This is a genomic window from Microbacterium helvum (assembly GCF_014779795.1).
In the GTDB taxonomy this organism is placed as follows: domain Bacteria; phylum Actinomycetota; class Actinomycetes; order Actinomycetales; family Microbacteriaceae; genus Microbacterium; species Microbacterium helvum.
On record NZ_JACXZS010000003.1, the window covers coordinates 352144 to 369653 of the forward strand.

14 protein-coding genes are annotated in these 17510 nt (G+C 64.6%); 10 read left to right on the forward strand and 4 right to left on the reverse strand.

The features are described 5' to 3' along the window. Positions 1-316: 316 nt before the first annotated feature. The 4 genes from IF188_RS06885 to IF188_RS20110 all read right to left on the reverse strand — a co-directional run bounded on the left by IF188_RS06885 (position 317) and on the right by IF188_RS20110 (position 4657). Positions 317-1804, reverse strand: coding sequence for a hypothetical protein (locus tag IF188_RS06885; protein WP_191171038.1), 1488 nt, complete (start codon positions 1802-1804; stop codon positions 317-319). A gap of 442 nt (positions 1805-2246) precedes the next feature. Continuing rightward, positions 2247-3761: a Rep family protein gene (locus IF188_RS06890; RefSeq protein WP_191171039.1), complete on the reverse strand. Its 1515-nt coding sequence runs from the start codon at positions 3759-3761 to the stop codon at positions 2247-2249. A 274-nt stretch (positions 3762-4035) separates the two neighbouring features. Then, a complete protein-coding gene (locus tag IF188_RS06895) occupies positions 4036-4287 on the reverse strand; it encodes a hypothetical protein (RefSeq protein WP_191171040.1) in 252 nt (83 codons plus the stop codon). Positions 4288-4387: 100 nt separating this feature from the next. Next, positions 4388-4657 (reverse strand): helix-turn-helix transcriptional regulator, encoded by a 270-nt coding sequence (locus IF188_RS20110; protein WP_224751532.1) that lies wholly within the window; start codon positions 4655-4657, stop codon positions 4388-4390. A gap of 224 nt (positions 4658-4881) precedes the next feature. Between IF188_RS20110 and IF188_RS06905 the strand changes: the two genes are divergently transcribed. The 10 genes from IF188_RS06905 to IF188_RS06950 all read left to right on the forward strand — a co-directional run bounded on the left by IF188_RS06905 (position 4882) and on the right by IF188_RS06950 (position 16954). Beyond that, positions 4882-6021, forward strand: coding sequence for a tyrosine-type recombinase/integrase (locus IF188_RS06905; protein ID WP_191171041.1), 1140 nt, complete (start codon positions 4882-4884; stop codon positions 6019-6021). A gap of 58 nt (positions 6022-6079) precedes the next feature. Next, positions 6080-7195 (forward strand): helix-turn-helix domain-containing protein, encoded by a 1116-nt coding sequence (locus IF188_RS06910; protein WP_191171042.1) that lies wholly within the window; start codon positions 6080-6082, stop codon positions 7193-7195. Between the two features lie 71 nt (positions 7196-7266). After that, complete coding sequence (locus IF188_RS06915; protein ID WP_318152820.1) at positions 7267-7731, forward strand: nucleotide-binding protein; 465 nt, start codon at positions 7267-7269, stop codon at positions 7729-7731. Between the two features lie 1284 nt (positions 7732-9015). Beyond that, positions 9016-9519 carry an alpha-amylase family glycosyl hydrolase gene (locus IF188_RS06920; RefSeq protein ID WP_191171044.1) on the forward strand — a complete coding sequence of 168 codons (504 nt, stop codon included), beginning with the start codon at positions 9016-9018 and terminating at the stop codon, positions 9517-9519. Positions 9520-9597: 78 nt separating this feature from the next. After that, positions 9598-11454: a glycoside hydrolase family 13 protein gene (locus IF188_RS06925; protein ID WP_191171045.1), complete on the forward strand. Its 1857-nt coding sequence runs from the start codon at positions 9598-9600 to the stop codon at positions 11452-11454. Further along, positions 11454-12722: an ABC transporter substrate-binding protein gene (locus IF188_RS06930; protein WP_191171046.1), complete on the forward strand. Its 1269-nt coding sequence runs from the start codon at positions 11454-11456 to the stop codon at positions 12720-12722. The genes IF188_RS06925 and IF188_RS06930 overlap by 1 nt, the downstream gene beginning before the upstream one ends. Positions 12723-12880: 158 nt before the next feature. Continuing rightward, a complete protein-coding gene (locus IF188_RS06935) occupies positions 12881-13699 on the forward strand; it encodes a carbohydrate ABC transporter permease (RefSeq protein WP_318152822.1) in 819 nt (272 codons plus the stop codon). After that, entirely contained in the window at positions 13696-14517 is an 822-nt protein-coding gene (locus IF188_RS06940; protein WP_191171047.1) for a carbohydrate ABC transporter permease, read from the forward strand. Before IF188_RS06935 ends, IF188_RS06940 begins: the two co-directional genes overlap by 4 nt. Next, entirely contained in the window at positions 14517-15908 is a 1392-nt protein-coding gene (locus IF188_RS06945; RefSeq protein ID WP_191171075.1) for a glycoside hydrolase family 13 protein, read from the forward strand. The genes IF188_RS06940 and IF188_RS06945 overlap by 1 nt, the downstream gene beginning before the upstream one ends. Continuing rightward, on the forward strand, positions 15905-16954 hold the full coding sequence (locus IF188_RS06950; RefSeq protein ID WP_191171048.1) for a LacI family DNA-binding transcriptional regulator: 1050 nt from the start codon (positions 15905-15907) through the stop codon (positions 16952-16954). The genes IF188_RS06945 and IF188_RS06950 overlap by 4 nt, the downstream gene beginning before the upstream one ends. Positions 16955-17510: the final 556 nt, after the last annotated feature.

Genomic DNA, 17510 nt, shown 5'->3' on the forward strand with positions numbered 1-17510 from the left:
GGGTCCGTGTCCTTCGGCGGGCCGACCTGGTGCAACTCGGTGCAAAACGGTGGCGCCAGGGCGTCGTGCGTGCGGTCGTGCACTCGCAGGGAAGACGAGGGCGAAGGCGTCAGGCCAAGCAGCCGCGGCCCGTTCATCCTCATTTTCGGGCCTATACACGCGGAATCCATGGTGTGCGCGGGGCGAAACGGCACTGGTGCAGAACGGTGGCGGGCAACCAGAGGTCACGGCGATCGGGGATTGACGGGGACACGAAACCATGGATCGCGCCGTCGACACCGAGTGCGACGCGAGCAATGTCATCCTCGCCAAGGAGTCAGCGGTCGAGCTCCTGGTGGTCCAAACTCTTTCCGCCATCCTTGCTACCCGACAGCACGCGTCGCACCAGCTCATCGTGAGCGACGCGCGCTTGCTTGACTCGGGACAGCTGTGAAGCGGGCAGACGGACGCCGCCTGCTTTCGCCAGCTCGACCGTCTCGCGGCCCAGCTGCTGTGCGGCCAAGAACAGCTCGTGAGCATCGGCGAGTTTGCGCTGAAGCTCCGCAAGCTGCCTGTCGGCCTCGTCCTTTCGCGCCGCGGCATCCCGCTCACGCTGTTCAGCTGCGTGCTCCCGGCGAGCGGCGGCGCGGTTCTGGGATGCGAGACGCTCGAGGGCCTGATCGACCTCAGCCTTCGCCTTGGCTCGATCAGCGGCGATCATCTGGCGTTCGAGGTTCAGAACATCGTCGACCTGCTGCTCCTTGCGGCGAAGCTTCGCGTGCTCGGCGCCCAACTCGCCGTACATTTCCTCCCGCTCAAGCTCAAGCTCGTGATTGCCGACCAGCTGCGCTTCGGCCACATCGGCAACGAGATCGACGGCAGCTTCGTGTGTGCGTTGCGCGTCGGCCTGCGCAGCTTCTGCCCGTGCCTCGGCCTCCTGGGCTGCTGCGTGGTGAGACGCCGCGTCGGCCTTCTCGTCCTGGGTGTCCTGGTACTCGGAGTTCGGCTGACCTTTGCCGGAGCGGGGCCCCGGGTCCTTCTCGACCGGCCACCCGCGGGCGAGCATGTGCTCGCGCATCTCCGCCTGGTATTGACGAAACTTGTCGCGTCGGTGGATCAGCTTGCCGTTCACATCCCGCTTCTCGCGGTGTTCACCGTACGCCTGATTCTGCTCTGTCCTCAGTGCCCCGGCCTTCGTGGCGGGCGCCTTCGGATCGGGCGCGAACGGGTCCGCCATGAGCTGAATGTGCGGCGTGGTCTCGTCGAAGTTCGTGGCCCATCCATGGATCGCCGCCTGCCCGCCGGGGATGACATGCTCACCCAGGAAGCCGACGGCATCAGCGAAGTAGCGCATCGCCTCATCGCGGTCGCGTGCCACCCATCGCGACCGTGACATCGGCTCCCCGGTGATCGGGTCGAGTCGACGCTGACCATTGCGGTGCACGCGCGGGTAGTAGTCCTCGATCTCCACGCACAGAGTCTTCGGGAGGTGAACGACGAACAGGTTGACGGTCGTCCACCCCTTGCTGATCTTTCGGCGCACGGCGCCCTCACGAGCGTTCCCGTAAGTGATCACCTCGCCGACCGTAGAGGCAACGCCGAATCCACCTTTGCCGTCGTTGACGAATGCGGTGTTGAGGTGGGAGTCGGCCGGCACGATGCTCGGGTTCTTCTTCGCATGCCGCGCGACGTCCTTGGGATCGAGATGCCGCATGGACTCCTTCAGCACGGCACGCCGTTGGGCCTTCGTCCCGGTGGCGGTTCCAGAGTGTGTCGGCCCCTCCTTCAGCAGGTGGAATGCCGCGTGTCCCGTTGGTTCGCTCATCGTGTTCCTCCTTCGTTCCTACTGCTTCCGCTGCCCCATCCCCGAGCTCTCGTAGGCGGAGTTGCTCGTCGACCGGCAAGTGGTGATCGACTGCGTCGGCGCACCACGTGGAGCCTCGGGCTTCGCCTCTCCACCCGGTGTGTCGCCGCGACAAATCTCCGTCGCCTGTCGCCTACACCCATCGCCGTGAACGCCGGTCGATGTGGTCCCCTCGGTGCCAGGCGACAGAGATTTGTCTGAGGCCCCTTTTGACAATCTCTCGCTACGCTCCAGATCGTCGGGGCTCCTGCGGAGGGCAACGCCCGCATCGCGGGCAGCGCGGAGCGCGACAGCCGCCCTGTGGCGCCGGTCGTCCTCCTACGGAACGGCGATTCGAGAGACCCTGCCTCCCGAATCAGATACGCCGCCGCGAATTCTCGGCTCACTGGGCGAGTATTCGCGCTCATGCGGCGCTCCCGTCGAACCCGTCGTCGCCGCGGGTGATCGCGGCGGGTGAGCCGTTCTCCCATGGCGACGCGATCAGCTGAGGGACGAAGTCGTGGACGATGCCGCGTTCGACGAGGTGCAAGTGCCGTCGCGTTGCGATCGACGCGGTTTCGTCGATCACCAACCCGGCGTCAGGTGACCTCTCTGCGACGTGGAAGAGCACCGTCTCGAGTGCGTCATCCCGCGATAGCGCGTAGGCGGTCTCGGCGCGGCCGTAGGTCAGCGAGACGCGCTCCGCGACTTGCTGCCCGGGGACCGTCACCGTCCGCATGTAGGGTGTGACGTTTCCAACCTGCCCGATGGAGTAGCGGGGATCGCCGGTGTCGTCCTTCTGCGCTTCGATCAGCAGGGTGATCCGGCGAATGAGCTGGTCGAGGGAGTCGCTGGTCGACCGTTTCCCGGGAATGAAGAAGCCGAACTCGACGGGGTCGACCGCAACGGCGATGAGGATCACCCGTGGCGCGGCATCTGGCTTGTTGTAGAAGCGCGCCGAGATCGGGCCGGCCTGTCGAGGGTCGAGCAGTGTCAGGAAGTCGGCCCACTCCATGACCTTGGTGCTCGGCTCGTTCATCATGAAGATCGGCTCGCCGGCGTAGTCATCGGGACCGTTCTTCGCCGTCGCACGGAACACAGGCCAGCCCAGTCGCGCCGCCAATTCTGCGGCGATCGACTCGACGAGGTACGTCTTGCCCTGGTCGCTGGCTCCCATCGCCCAGACGATCGTCTTCTGGAAGATCCCTGCGCGGAGCTTGTCTACCTCGAAGAGCATCTCCCGCCGGGCGCGGTTCTTTAGCGCAAGGTTCACCTTGGACTCGTTGCGCGTATAGATATCCATCAGCGTCTTGTCGCGCAGGATGTCGACCTCATCGACTTCGCCGTCGAGCACCTTCTGCACGAGTGCGTCGCCAAGCTCGTTCCACTCGCGCATCGGGACGGTAGCTTTTCGTGCCATCACGGCGCGGCGCGCCCACGCCCTGCGATTCTCGGACTCGATCTCGAGGTAGTCCGTCCCGCGGATCGTGACGACTTCGGACGGGTCGTACTGGTACTTGTCGGGATCCTTCGCGTGGATCAGGTAGCTCAGTGCGTTCTCAATGTGGATACCCCGCCCAGGCGCAGCCCTCACGACGCTCTTCGAGCCGAAGCCGAAGATCTGGTCCATCGCGAGGCATTGCAGCTTGCCGCTGACGTTGGGGCCTGCGCTCTGCTGGAGCACCACGTGCACGTGGTCGTCCTTGCTCGAGCCATCTGCGAGGACGTCTCTGTCGTGTTTGATGATCCAGAGACCCTGCGCGACGCCGCCGGCCGTTTCGTAGCGACGAAGAACCTCCTCGCCGATCCTTCTCGGGTCGCCCGCCAGGATCAGAGCCACGTCCCACCCGAGCCAGAACTCCGGCTTGAGCTGCTGGGTGAAGGTGACGTACCTGGGCGGCTTGTGTCCGCTCGGGCCGCTGGCCTTGCGCGTGGTCATGGCTGCCCACCCCGCCGCGTCGCGCCATTACCTTCAGGCGTCACCAAATGGCGCGCGAAATGGCGCGCATCGGAAGGCGTGTGCCGACCGGCGCAGCGCGTCGGGTGAATGGTGGGAAACGGGATCTGACCAGGTGAAAAGGTGTGCGGGGGGCTCTCGGCAAGCTTTAGCCCCCCGCGCGTTGGAGTAGCGGATGCGCGCCATTTGATGTTCATCACCGGGGCCTCTGCGAACACGGCTGCCGTCGAGCGGGCGCGGGCTTGGGCTGCGGCGCTCATCGGAGATCGCCGTGCCGGCCGTATCGAGCCACGGCAGCCTGAGTGCTGATGCCAAGGGCATCGCTGATCTGAGTCCAGGTGAGGTCGTCGGCGCGCGCGTCGCCGACGGTAATCTCGACGACGTCCGCGATCGCGGCTTGGAGCGCGCGAAGATCGTGCAGTCGAGCCGCGGGCTCCGAGATGCTGTGGTCCCCTTGGCGCCAGCGGAAGTCCAGGACGTGGCTGAAGGCGGCGCTTTCGGCGCTCATCGGACACCTCCGATGAGGAGGATTTCCCGGAGCTCGAGTTGCTCAGCGGTATTGGCGACAACGACGCAGTTGCGAGCGGTCGCGGGGGAGACGCGGCTCATCAGTGGGCCTCCTGCGCGGTGCCGGTGAATTCGCGCGAGAGGAGCCATTCGTCGACCGCTTCCGGGCGATAGCGAACGGTGCGGCCGACGCGGATGTAGGCGGGTCCATCGCCACGGATGCGCCACTCAGACAGTGTGCGTTCGGTCTGTTTGATGCGCTCAGCGAGCATCGGGATGGTCAGGAGGCTGTCGAGCACCGGAGCACTCGGGCCGGCGAGGCGGGCCTCGAGCGCGGCGATACGGTCTTCAAGGGAAGCGGAAGAAGGCATGGTCGGAAGTCCTTGTTCGGATCTTCCGGCCCCAGCTCGCTTCGAGCAGTACTTCCCGGTGGCTATCTGACTGTTGTTGCCCCGTGCTTCTCAACCTTGCGGTCCTGTCACGGCGTCAGCGGGGTGTTCTTTATCTGCTTCGACGCTATGTCGCAGCACTTACACTTTCGGTGCGACACGCTCACATTTGCACCGACGTCTGAGGCCCACGGCAGACTGTCCGTATGGGCTCCGCGTACGCGTACGACACGAAGGCTGGCAAGCGCTGGGAGGCGAGATACCGCAAGCCCGACGGCAAGACGGCTCGTAAGGGCGGCTTCCTCCGCAAGCGCGACGCGGAGGCGTACATCGCCGAGGTTGAAGTGTCGAAGTCTGCCGGTACGTACATCGCACCGAGCGATGCGCATGCCCCGATCGCGGCGCTCGGCGTGGATTGGCTCGTCGCGCACGAGGCCGCCGTAAAGCCCTCGACATATCACTCGGACGAGAGCTCGTGGAGGATCCACGTCGAGCCGAGATGGGGAGCCCGACGAGTCGGTTCGATTCGGCACACTGAGGTCGCCGCATGGATCGCCGAGCTCGCCGCGACCAAGTCGCCGACGACGGTGAAGCGGTGCCACGGAGTGTTGGCATCCATCCTCGACGGCGCGGTGCGGGACCGACGGATCCCGGCGAACCCGGCGCGCGACGTGAAGACGCCGAAGAAGTCCAAGAAGCCGAAGCCGTATCTCAGCCACAAGCAGGTGGAGCGTGTGGCGGCTGCCTCCCGCTATCCCGATGTCGTCCGCTTCACCGCGTACACCGGACTGCGCTGGGGTGAGGTCACTGGCATCCGAGTCCGGAACGTCGATCTCAAGCGTCGCCGGGTGCTGATCGAAGAGAACGCGGTCGAGGTCAACGGGCATGTGCAGGTCGGCACGCCGAAGACGCATGAGCGTCGCGCGGTGGTCTACCCGGCGTTCTTGGATAAGGCCGTGCGCGCGGCGGTGAAGGGGAAGGCGCTCGACGATCTGCTCTGGCCAGCGGAGTTCGGGGGATACCTCCGGCCGGGCAACGCCGTCTCGGGGTGGTTCGCGGGTGCCGTGAAGAGGATCCGCGCTGAGGATGCGAAGGCTGCCGCCGAGGCAAAGGCGCGTGGAGAGGAAACGCCGCCGATCATGCCCCGGGTGACTCCTCACGACCTGCGCCACACCGCGGCGTCGCTCGCGATCAGCGCCGGGGCGAACGTCAAGGCGGTACAGCGGATGCTCGGTCACGCGAGCGCGGCGATGACGCTCGATACGTATGCGGAGCTCTTCGAGGACGACCTCGACTCCGTCGCGGTGGCACTGGATAGCCAGCGATCGGAGTCACTCGCGTCGTAGCCAGCGGAGCGTGGTTCTGGTAGTGACGCTCTCAGTCATATGTGCGAGAATCGCACACATGACTGAGATGACATCGGCCGACCTTGGCGTGCGTATTCGCGAAGCCAGGGAACGCCGGGGGCTGAACCAAACTGATCTCGGTGAGCGACTGCAGTTGGATCGCACGATGGTGAACAAGATCGAGAACGGCACCCGGAAGGTCTCAGCCCTAGAACTCTCGCAGATCGCCGAGGCGCTCCGGGTCCGGATGGCATCGTTTTTCGCTGACCCCGTTCCCGCGATCGTCTCACACCGTTCGTCGCAGGGGCTCGAGGTTGTCGACTCGCAAATCGACGCATCCCTGGAACAGCTAGTCGCCGACGTTGAACTTGTCCAAGAGCTGGGCGCTCTGCGCCGTCGAGAAGACCAAACGGATCAACTTGATGTGCCGCTGACTCCTGCGGACGCTGAGGCCATGGCTAGGCGAGCGCGGGAGTCCTTGGAACTTGAAGCCGACGCGCCCGCCAAGGACCTACAGCGCTTGTTTGGGGATGCAGGATTGCTGGTGTTCACCCGCGACCTCGGCACTGATACAGCTGATGCCGGCACAGTGCTATTGCGGGACGCTACTGGCGTCTCGATTGTCAACAGCGCGCAAAAGGTTGGAAGGCGGCGCCTCGCCGCAGTGCACGAGTTTGGGCATTTCCTCGTCTGCGACGACTACTCGATCGATTGGGACGTTACCGCCGGCGGTCAACAGACCGAAGCGCTGCTTGATCACTTTGCTCGCGCCTTCCTCTTGCCTGAGCAAGGATTGCGAGGCCTCTGGTCTCGCATGATGGACGATGGTCTGCGTGCCGCCGCAGTGGTTACAGCCAGCGCGTTCCGGGTTGATATGGCCACGCTTGCGCGCAGGCTCACCGATCTAGACATCGTGAACGGAACTCAGGCTGGCCAGATCCGTCAGTTCCGAACAACGAGCGCCGACATGATCGAGCATGATCTCCATTCACATGACGACATGGCCGGTACTACCCAGCCTCGGGTGTTCCAGCAGGCAGTGCTGCGTCTCGTACGGGATGAGCTGATTTCTGGCGCTCGGGCACTCGAGCTACTTTGGGGCACAGTCGACGAGACAGATCTCCCGACGCCACACATTGTCGTGGATTCCAACATCTGGCAGTTCGTTTCGTGACGGACCTTCGCCCTGGGCTCGTGTTCGATACCGGGCCCCTGCGGCACTTCGCGCTGCAGGGTTGGCTCGGCGTGCTCAAGTACCTCAGTCGGGATCATGACGTGATGATTCCCGACACGGTGGAGATCGAGCTCAGGGAACAGAGCCAGACTGACGCCGCACTTCGCTTAGTCCTTGAAGCAGACTGGATCACCGTCGACCGCAGCACGGACCTCGCGTACCTCCAAGAGTTCGCCAGGTTCGAGCGTTTGCTTGCCGCGGGCGGCAGGAACAGGGGGGAGTGCGGCGTCTTGGCTCTCGGGACGGCTCGCGGTCATCAGCTCATCATCGACGACAGGGTGGCGAGCAATCACGCCCGGCGTGCCGGGCTGAATTGCCGCGGCACGCTCGCACTGCTCTGTGATGCGATCCGCGACAAGAAGCTCACCGTGGCGATGGTCTCGGACCTTGCCGATGATCTCCTGACAGGCGAATACCGGTTGCCCTTCGAAAAGGGAAGGTTCGCTCAGTGGGCCGACGAGAACGGTCTCATCTAACAGTCAAGCGGTAACGCAGCGGTAACGGAATTTCTGCGGGACCCCGTTTTCGGGTGTGCGCACATGTGGCCAACTTCCGCGGAATCACGCGGATCTCGCCTGTCCACCCGGCATCCACTGGCCTGCGATGTGGGTTCAAATCCCACCGTCACCGCCAATCGAAACCCACTCAAACTCATCAGACTGATGAAGCTGAGTGGGTTTCGCTCTGTCTGGACTCTATTCAGTTGTTGCCAGGTTGTTGCTATTGACCTGGGATTCGTCCGTCACGACCGTTGATCACGGCTTGGGGTGTCCCGCTTGCGGGTCCGTGATCGACTGAGCACTCTGCCGGGATCCGCGTGATTCCGCGGTTCCATGGCAACGGATTGGCAACACCTCCGGAGCTCCGAACTCCCAGTCTTCCGTCGCGGCCGACAGCACTTTCGAACTGATTGCCGGTGGGATCGAGTCCCACGATCGAATCGAAGGGTGTGATCAGTTCGAGCAGTCCTGATCAAGTCAATGGGGTGGTGGTGCTCCTGCTTGTGCCCGTATATGGGCCTGCTTTCGAAGGGGCCATGCAGCGGCCCCGGACGATCAGAGCGAGATTGCTTGTGCCACGATGGCGATGCGTGGCCCGAATTGCGGCGAAGATCGATCCGCGGCGGCGCGCTGTGGCTACTCGATCGGGAACAAGCCGATGTACAGGTCGCGTGCGCGGTCAGAACCGTCGGCGAGATCGTCGATGTCTAGCTTGACGGCGCCGACCGCCTGATTGATCCCAAGCCTCGTGATATCGATCGCCGATACGGTGCGGTCACGGCTAAGACACCGTACAGTTCCGCCAGTGCCCGAAGCCCACGCTTCGAGAACGCTATGCGGCAGCTTGTTGAACGCGGCCAGCGTCGCCGGGGAACTCGCGCGTGAGCGTCAGGAACGTAGTCTCATCCGGCTCGAAGTGGGCTCGAGCTGCGCACCCTTGGGCGGCTGAACTCTCATCGGGAGGTGACGCGGTCTTCAGGCATGCTCGCCTGGGCTGCATCGGGACCCCGTTCCCTGGACCTGACGTTCCGTTGACCTAGAGGGCAGCCTCGATGGAAGCTGCTCGGGCGGTCGATGTCGCGCGGGCGTGTTGCCCCTTTTGGCGGAACGTGAGCACGCGCCGCAAGCGCTTGCAATTCTGCGGACTCAGATTGAGTTTGGTCTTGACACTCGATGCCAGCAGGTTGTTGTATCGGTTTAGTAAACGTGCACCTCGGTGGCCAGGATGTACATCGGACAGAGAAGTCAGGATGGTAGCTCATGTTGAATTCCCCGACGCAGGCGCGCTCCAGCGCCCGCATTCGTCGCTGGTTGGCCGCCGCAACGGAGCTTGCACTTCTGGACGGTGCATTCGTGGCGCGGGTGGTTGCCGCTCCCGCCTTTGCGGATCCCCTGCCGTCGCCAGGTCCGCTCGCCGAGGGTGATGACATCTATCAGGTCCTCGTGGACCGCTTCAAGGACGGTGACACCACGAACAACGACCAGGGCGCCGGTGAATACGACACCAACGACCTTGGCTATCACCACGGGGGCGACTGGGCGGGGCTGACGGAAGAGCTCGACTACATCGCGGACCTCGGTATCACCGCAAACTGGCTCTCCCCGGTATCCGAGCAGCAGCCGCTCTCCCGCGATGGCCTCGAGCGCATCCCCGATGGCGAGACCTTCGAGTTCAAACCCTTGATCGACGACGTCACCTGGTCGACGGGGGGCAACTACACGGGCACAGGCGGAGACGTGATCGACATCTATCCGACCTTCTAGCCCCAATCGACCCCGCCCGGGCGGCGTAGCCGCAATCGACGCCGCCCGGGCGGCCCCCGACAGAATCAGGACAACCCGATGACACCGACCATCGAGTCACACGCCGCCGGCCCAAAGATTCCATCCACTGATGAGTCACGCGCGGAGCAGATCGTGACGCCCTCCACCGCCACACGCTGGTGGGAGGACGCCGTCGTCTACCAGATCTACGTCCGCTCATTCCGAGACAGCAACGGAGACGGGATCGGCGATCTCCCCGGCATCCAGGCGGCGCTTCCCGATCTCGCGTCCCTCAGGGTCGACGCCATCTGGTTGAACCCCTGCTACACATCGCCGCAGCGGGACCACGGCTACGACATCGCCGACTACTTCGCGATCGATCCCGCATACGGCACGGTTGACGACCTCACCCGACTGGTCGAGGATGCGCACGCCTGCGGCATCCGGGTCCTGATGGATATGGTCGCGAATCATTGCTCCGACCAGCATGCTTGGTTCCGGGCCGCGGTGGCGGCGGCTCCGGGCAGCCCCGAACGGGAACGATTCATCTTCCGCGACGGCCGTGGCGTCGACGGGGAGCAGCCGCCGAACAATTGGCAGAGCGTCTTCGGCGGGCCGGCCTGGACGCGTGTCGTCGAAGCGGACGGCCGACCCGGACAGTGGTACCTTCACGCGTTTGACCGAGCCCAGCCGGACTTCAACTGGAGGAACCCGGAGGTGGCCGCATACTTCGACGAGGTGCTCACGTTCTGGTTCGAACTGGGCGTGGACGGGTTCCGGATCGACGTGGCGCACGGCCACGTCAAGTCGGTCGAACTCGCTGACTGGCCCGGCGCCGAGGATGGCTCTGGCGGCCACAACTACGACATGTGGGACCAGCCCGAAGTTCACGAGATCTTCCGCTCCTGGCGGGCGATCGGCGACCGTCATGCCGACCCGAAGTACTTCGTCGGCGAGATCTGGGTCCCGTCGGTCGAACGGCTTGGCGCGTATCTCCGCCCCGACGAGCTGCACCAGGCGTTCAGTTTTGAGCTTCTCGTGCAGCCCTGGGACGGCCCTCGCCTGCGTGACGCGATCGAGACCGGGCTGGCCACCGCTTCGGCGGACGGAGGTGCGCCAGCCTGGACGCTCTCGAACCACGATGTGCACCGGACGGTGACGCGGTACGGGCAGGAGCAATCGCTCGATGCACCGGAACCTACTGACATGATCGCGGCGGCCCGCCGCCGCGGAGCTGTGGACGTCGACCTCGGCACTCGCCGGGCACGCGCCGCGGCGGCGCTCCTGCTCGCACTCCCTGGCACCGCATACCTGTATCAGGGGGAGGAACTCGGCCTCCCCGAGGTTCTCGACCTGCCCGACAGCGCGCGACAGGATCCGATCTGGCTGCGCTCCGCCGGACGCGAGCTCGGCCGAGACGGATGCCGCGTTCCTCTGCCGTGGACGGCAGGAGATCCGAACTTCGGCTTCACCCCTCCGGATTCCGCGGCGCCGTGGCTCCCCCAACCGGAGTGGTTCGGGGCCTTCGCCGCCGACACACAGCGGGAGCACCCTGAGTCGACGCTCCGCCTCTATCAGCGGCTCGTTCACGAGCGCCGGGCACTGTTCGGGGGTTGCGAATCGATGAGCTGGCTGGAGACCGGCGACTCGCAGTTGCTCGCGTTCACGCGAGGCGCCGGGGCATGCGTCGTCAACCTGGGCGCCGAGCCGGCGACGATCCCCTCGGAGTGGGGCCTCGGTCCCGTGATCGTGTCCACAGCAACTTCCGAGGCCGACAGCGATGTCGTCCCGGTCGAAAGCGCGGCTTGGTTCGCGCTCAGCCCCGCGCGTGCAGATGCGGCTGCCCACGCGACCCCCAGAGCCGGCTTCGGCTCACAAGCACCACACCTGCACACCCCTGGCGCACTAGCGCCGCTTCAACCCAAGGAGCAATGATGCACCGCAGAACACTCACCATCGCTGCGATCGGCGCAGCCGCCGGTCTACTCGCGCTCTCCGGCTGCAGCGCCGCCGGCGACGGCGGCAGCGACGTGACCGAGGTCACTGTCTGGCACTACTGGGACGGCACCAACGCCGACACCTTCGACGCCATGGCCGACGAGTACAACGCCGCCCATCCGGACGTGAAGATCAGCGCGTCGAACGTGCCGAACGCCGACTTCCTCACCAAGCTACGAGCCTCGGCGACCTCGAAGACGCTCCCGGACATCGCGATCGGCGACCTCGTCTGGGTGCCGCAGATCGAACAGATCGGCTCGCTCGCCGATCTGTCCGACCTGCTCCCGGAAGCCACGATCGCTGACATCAACCCGGCGCTCACCTCCTTCGGGACGATCGATGGGAAGCAGGTTTCTGTCCCGGTGTCGGCGAACAACCTCGCTTACATGTACAACAAGACCTTGTTCGAAGAGGCGGGTCTCGACCCGGAGCAGCCACCGACGACGTGGGAGGAGCTCATGGCCACGGGCAAGGCGGTGCTTGAGAAGACCGGGAAGCCCGGCTACGACCTGTTCACGCAGGCGGGCGACAACGGCGAGGGCTTGACCTGGAACTTCCAGGTCAACCTCTGGCAGGCCGGCGGCGAGTTCCTCACGGAAGACAATTCTGCGGCCGCGTTCAACACGCCCGAGGGTCAGAAGGCGCTGCAGTTCTGGGTCGACCTCATCGATTCCGGCGTGAGTCCGTATGCCAAGTGGGGCGAGTTCGAGAAGGGCCAGGGCGGTTCCGCACAGGAAGGCTCGTGGATGGTCGGCATCTGGGCTGCCGACCCGCCGTTCGATTTCGGTGTGGCGAAGGCCCCGTACCCCAGCGACGGAGTCCCCGCGACGAACCTCGGCGGCGAACAGGCAATGGTCTTCGACAACTCCGACGACGAGACGAAGGCCGCTGCAGATTTCCTCGCTTGGTTCCTCGAGCCTGAGCAGGTCACGAGCTGGAGCGAAGCGACGGGCATGCTCCCCGTCACGAACTCCGTGGCGACGAGCAGCGACTACTTGGACTGGGTGAACACCTCAGAACCGCGACTGCTGCCCTTCGTCGAGCAGATGGCCGACGCACACGCCCGCCCGAACACCCCGCTGTACCCGAAGATCTCTCTCGCCTTCGCGCAGGAGATCGAGACAGCACTGAGCGGGCAGGTGAGCGTGGAGGATGCTCTCGCGAACGCCGAGGATGCCGTCAACGACGTCATCGCGAAGGGTTGACGCGTTCCGTGACATTGACCACTACCGCTCGCCCGGGACGTATGCGCGTCCCGGGCGGGACCCCTAGCGCCACACGAACATCCAGACCGCGACGGGATCGCCGCTACGAGCGCGAGCAAGTCCTCACCGCGGCGCTCTTCCTTCTCCCAGCCCTCGCCGTGATCGGCGTGTTCGTGCTCTACCCGATCGTCTCTGCCGGCTACATCAGCCTGACCTCCTGGAACGGCTTCGATCCGGTGAAGGAGTTCGTCGGCCTGGACAACTACATCCGCCTCGCCCAGGACCCCGAGTTCTGGAATAGCCTGTTCGTGACGTGCATCTACGCGGTCGGCGTGTGTCTGCTCTCGGTCGCGTCTGGCCTCACGATCGCCCTGCTCCTGGATGCGCCTCTTCGCGGTCGCGGGTTCTACCGTGGTGTGTATTTCCTTCCAGCCGTGACGTCCTCCGTTGCCGCTGCGATCGTGTGGAAGTACATGCTCGATCCGGCTGGCCTCGTGAACGCGCTGCTCGCGCAGATCGGCATCGAGGGCCCGAACTGGCTACAGGACCGCTGGCTCGCTCTCGGCGCACTCACGCTGCTCACCGTGTGGAAGAACCTGGGCTTCAACGCCGTGCTCTACCTGACCGCCCTGCAAGCGCTCCCGCAAGGCGTCTTCGAAGCGGCGCAGCTCGACGGGGCGAACCTGGCCCAACGGCTCCGCTTCCTCACGATCCCTCTGCTCGCGCCGATGACCTTCTTCGTCGTGGTGCAGGCGCTCATCACCAGCTTCCAGGCGTTTGACCTCGTGTACGTGCTGACCGGTGGTGGTCCACAAGGCGGCACCGAGGTGCTCGGCATGCTCATGTATCGGGAGGCGTTCCGGCTCGGCGACTTCGGGTACGGCACCGCGATCGCGTTCGTCACTTTGTTCCTCGTGCTCGGCGTCACGCTCGTGCAGTGGCGCGCGTCGGGATCAGGAAGGTCGTCACTCCGATGAATCCACATCGCAGACTCGCGCTCGGTCGCCACCTCATTCTCATCCTGGGGGCGGGATTCGTCGTCGTCCCGTTCCTCTGGATGTTCACCACCTCGCTGCAGAGCCGCGCCGAGACGTACACGAACACGTCGATCCTGCCGACCTCGTGGCACTGGGAGAACTACCTCCACGCGTGGGAGGCTGCACCTTTCGGACAGTACTACCTGAACAGCATCATCATGGCCGTCGGGATCGTGACGGGACACCTCGTGCTCGATGCCTTGGCCGCATACGCCTTCGCCCGGCTCGACTTCCCGTTCAAGAACGCGATCTTCGTGATCCTGCTGGCCGCGCTGATGATCCCCACATTCGTGACCATCATCCCCGCGTACGCGATCGTCGCAGACCTAGGTTGGATCGACAGCTACGCCGGCCTCATTGTGCCGCGTCTCGCCGATGTCTTCGGAATCATCCTGCTCCGCCAGTACTTCGCCTCGATCCCCATGGAGCTGGAGGAGGCGGCGCGCATCGACGGATGCAGCCGCATCGGTACGTTCTTCCGGATCATTGTGCCTCTGTCCACACCGGCATTCGCCACCCTCGCCATCTTCAGCTTTCTCTTCGCGTGGAACGACTTCCTCTGGCCTCTGCTGGTAACGAACACCGACGAACTACGCACGATCCAGATCGGGCTCGCGTCCTTCGTCGGGCGCTACGGGACAAGCTGGAACTACCTGATGGCCGGGACCCTGACAGCGACGATCCCGAGCATCGTCGTCTTCCTCTTCTTCCAACGCGCACTCGTGCGCGGAATCGCCTCAACCGGATTGAAAGACTGATGCCGACACCCGACTGGCTCGCCGACGCGACCTTTTACCAGATCTTCCCCGAGCGCTTCGCCAACGGCGACCCCACGCTCGACCCGCCAGGCGTCGAACCCTGGAACGCGACACCGACGCGCGAGAACTTCTTCGGCGGCGACCTCGCCGGCATCACCGAGCACCTCGACCACATCGTCTCGGTCGGTGCGAACGCGATCTACCTCACCCCGATCTTCGAGGCCGACACGAACCACCGTTATGACGCGAAGGACTACTTCGCAGTCGACCATCGACTCGGCGATCTGGACGCCTTCCGGCGATTCGTTGATGCTGCCCACGAACGCGGAGTCCGTGTCGTGCTCGACGCCGTGTTCAACCACTGCGGGGACGGCCATTGGGCGTTCCGAGACGTCGTCGAGAACGAAGCCGCGTCCGAGTACGTCAATTGGTTTTCGGTCGAGGGGTTCCCGGTCACGCCTCATCCAAAGCCGAACTACCGAACATGTTCGGGCTGCTATTACCTGCCGAAATGGAACGCCTACAACCCGGAAGTGCGTGCGCACCACTATTCCGTCGCACGCTACTGGATCGAACAGGGCATCGACGGCTGGCGACTCGACGTTCCCTACTTCATCAACCACAGCTTCTGGCGAGGCTTCCGCGACGTTGTCAAAGACCTCGGCGACCAGCTGTACATCGTCGCGGAGGAATGGCGTGAGCCCGAGGAATGGCTGCAAGGTGACCTCGCCGACGGCACGATGAACTACACCCTCCGCGACCTGATCCTGGGGTTCACCGCCGACTCCTCGATCGATGCGCTGGCCTTCGCGGACGGAATGAACACTCTTCGCGCCCGCATACCCGAGGGTTTCCACAGCGGAATGCTGAACCTCCTCGGCAGCCATGACACGGAGCGACTCCTCACTCGACACCGCGGCGACGTGGCCGCCGCGCTTCGTGCCTATGCGCTGCTCTTCGCCGCTGAAGGGGCTCCGATGCTCTACTACGGTGACGAGATCGGATTGACCGGAGAGAACGACCCCGGATGCCGTGGCACGATGCCGTGGGACGAATCAGAGTGGTCGCCCCAGCTCCTCGAGGGCATCCGCTCCTTGAGTGGGGCCCGATCAGAGTGTCCAGCTCTTCGGCGGGGAGTCCAGGAGGTGCGCGCGATCGACGACGATACTGTTCTGATGATCCGGCGAGCACCGGACGGCGAAACCTCCGTCGCGATCGTTCACCGCGGCGACGGTGCCCGCATCCCCATCCTGGCGTTGCCCGACCTCGCGAGCGATCGCACATGGCAAGTCGTCGCCGGGGATGCGACTCTCGCCGGGGACGGCTCGCTCATGCTCGGTACCGGCGGGGTCGGCTACCTGAACGCGTTCCCGAACGAGGCACAGCAATGAAGAACCGCAGGGTGACAATGCAAGACGTTGCCGATCGCGCGAACGTGTCGAAGACGGCTGTTTCGCTCGCGTTCAACAATTCGAATCGCCTGGCGGAGGCGACCGTCAAGAACATCCTCGAGGCCGCCGCCGAACTCGGCTACTCCGGGGATCCGGCCGCCCGGATGCTTCGAACGCGCCGCACCGACAGCCTTGGCCTGCTCCTCCCGCAACAGCTCGACAAGGTGCTTGAGAACCCGTACTACACCCAGTTCCTTCAGGGCATAGGACAGACATGTCAGCGCGAGGGGTTCACCCTCCTGCTCGCACCGCCACTGCGTGGTTCGATGCTGAAGACGATCCCGTACGCCGCGGTCGACGGCTTCATCGTCAGCGGGCTCGAGCACGACCGAGGCGAGGTGAAGGCCCTCCAGCAACGAGGCATCCCGTTCGTCCTCGTCGATAGCGAACTTCACGACGACGTTCCCTCCGTGGAGATCGATGACAGTGAAGGTATGGAGGAACTCCTCGGGCATCTCCTCAGCCTCGGCCATCGTCGAATCGCGATCGTCGCGATCGAGACCGGGACCGAGGGCGGCTACCAGAATTGGCGAGGGCCCGTCCTGCGCCGGATGCAAGGTGCGATCGCCGCACTCGCGTCACATGCTATGGCCCCCGAGAGCGACGGGATCACGGTGCTGGAGGTACCGTGCACACGTGCCGGAGGAGCCGCTGCTTTCCAGCAGCTCTGGGCGCAGACCGAACGCCCCACCGCGATCGTTGCATTCAGCGACATCATCGCGCTCGGCGTCCTCGACGCAGCTCGCGATGCAGACGTCGCAGTTCCTCAAGAGATCTCGGTGACCGGCTTCGACGACCTCGCCGAGGCGAGCTGGTCCTCACCTTCGCTCACGACGATCCGGCAGCCCATCGAGACCAAAGGCCGCCTGGCAGCGGAGTACCTCGTCGAATCGATCGCGGGTGCCAGCTCCGCCCGGGATCATCACCAGCGCTTGCATACGGTGCTCCTCGTGCGGGATTCAACCGGCCCCGCACCGGTCCGCTGATCGCTTGCCGGCCGCACTGCTGTGGGGGCTCCGGAGGCCCACGTTCGACTCGTAGGGTGCGCCCCAAACACCGCGCAATGAAGTGCGGGTTCTAGGTTGCCTCAACTGCTGCTGTCGCTCGTCGCCATCCCTGTTTGTTCAGATGCTGCGCGTGAGAGACTTCGCGCGGGCCGATCGGGATTTCGTGTCGGGCTTCGCACAGCGGAGGATCGTGGCAACGGCGTGGCAACAACTGAGTCAGATCAGGACTGAACCGTCCCCGGTCTGATGCCGTTTCCTTTCGAGTCTGGAAGGAAGATGTTGATCATGCCGAAGAGGATTCCGGAGGAGACGAAGCAGCGCGCGATCAGGCTCGTGATGGATCACCTCGATGAGTACCCGAATCTGACGACCGCGTGCGAGTCCGTCGCGAAGCGACTCGGGTTTGGGGGCTCTTCGGACATCCGGTGGGGGTGAGGCTCGCCGGGTGATGGTCGGCGGGTAGGGGTCGAGGTCCCCGAGGATCAGTAGCGCCAACTGCTGTTCCATCACGAGGACCTCGACGTGTCTCACCATA

Coding starts and splice junctions, on each gene's coding strand:
- IF188_RS06940 (WP_191171047.1), top strand. CDS start 13,696: ATGAATCCACATCGCAGACTCGCGCTCGGTCGCCACCTCATTCTCATC.
- IF188_RS06950 (WP_191171048.1), top strand. CDS start 15,905: ATGAAGAACCGCAGGGTGACAATGCAAGACGTTGCCGATCGCGCGAAC.
- IF188_RS06905 (WP_191171041.1), top strand. CDS start 4,882: ATGGGCTCCGCGTACGCGTACGACACGAAGGCTGGCAAGCGCTGGGAG.
- IF188_RS06930 (WP_191171046.1), top strand. CDS start 11,454: ATGCACCGCAGAACACTCACCATCGCTGCGATCGGCGCAGCCGCCGGT.
- IF188_RS20110 (WP_224751532.1), bottom strand. CDS start 4,657: ATGCCTTCTTCCGCTTCCCTTGAAGACCGTATCGCCGCGCTCGAGGCC.
- IF188_RS06945 (WP_191171075.1), top strand. CDS start 14,517: ATGCCGACACCCGACTGGCTCGCCGACGCGACCTTTTACCAGATCTTC.
- IF188_RS06885 (WP_191171038.1), bottom strand. CDS start 1,804: ATGAGCGAACCAACGGGACACGCGGCATTCCACCTGCTGAAGGAGGGG.
- IF188_RS06910 (WP_191171042.1), top strand. CDS start 6,080: ATGACTGAGATGACATCGGCCGACCTTGGCGTGCGTATTCGCGAAGCC.
- IF188_RS06895 (WP_191171040.1), bottom strand. CDS start 4,287: ATGAGCGCCGAAAGCGCCGCCTTCAGCCACGTCCTGGACTTCCGCTGG.
- IF188_RS06920 (WP_191171044.1), top strand. CDS start 9,016: ATGTTGAATTCCCCGACGCAGGCGCGCTCCAGCGCCCGCATTCGTCGC.
- IF188_RS06925 (WP_191171045.1), top strand. CDS start 9,598: ATGACACCGACCATCGAGTCACACGCCGCCGGCCCAAAGATTCCATCC.
- IF188_RS06890 (WP_191171039.1), bottom strand. CDS start 3,761: ATGACCACGCGCAAGGCCAGCGGCCCGAGCGGACACAAGCCGCCCAGG.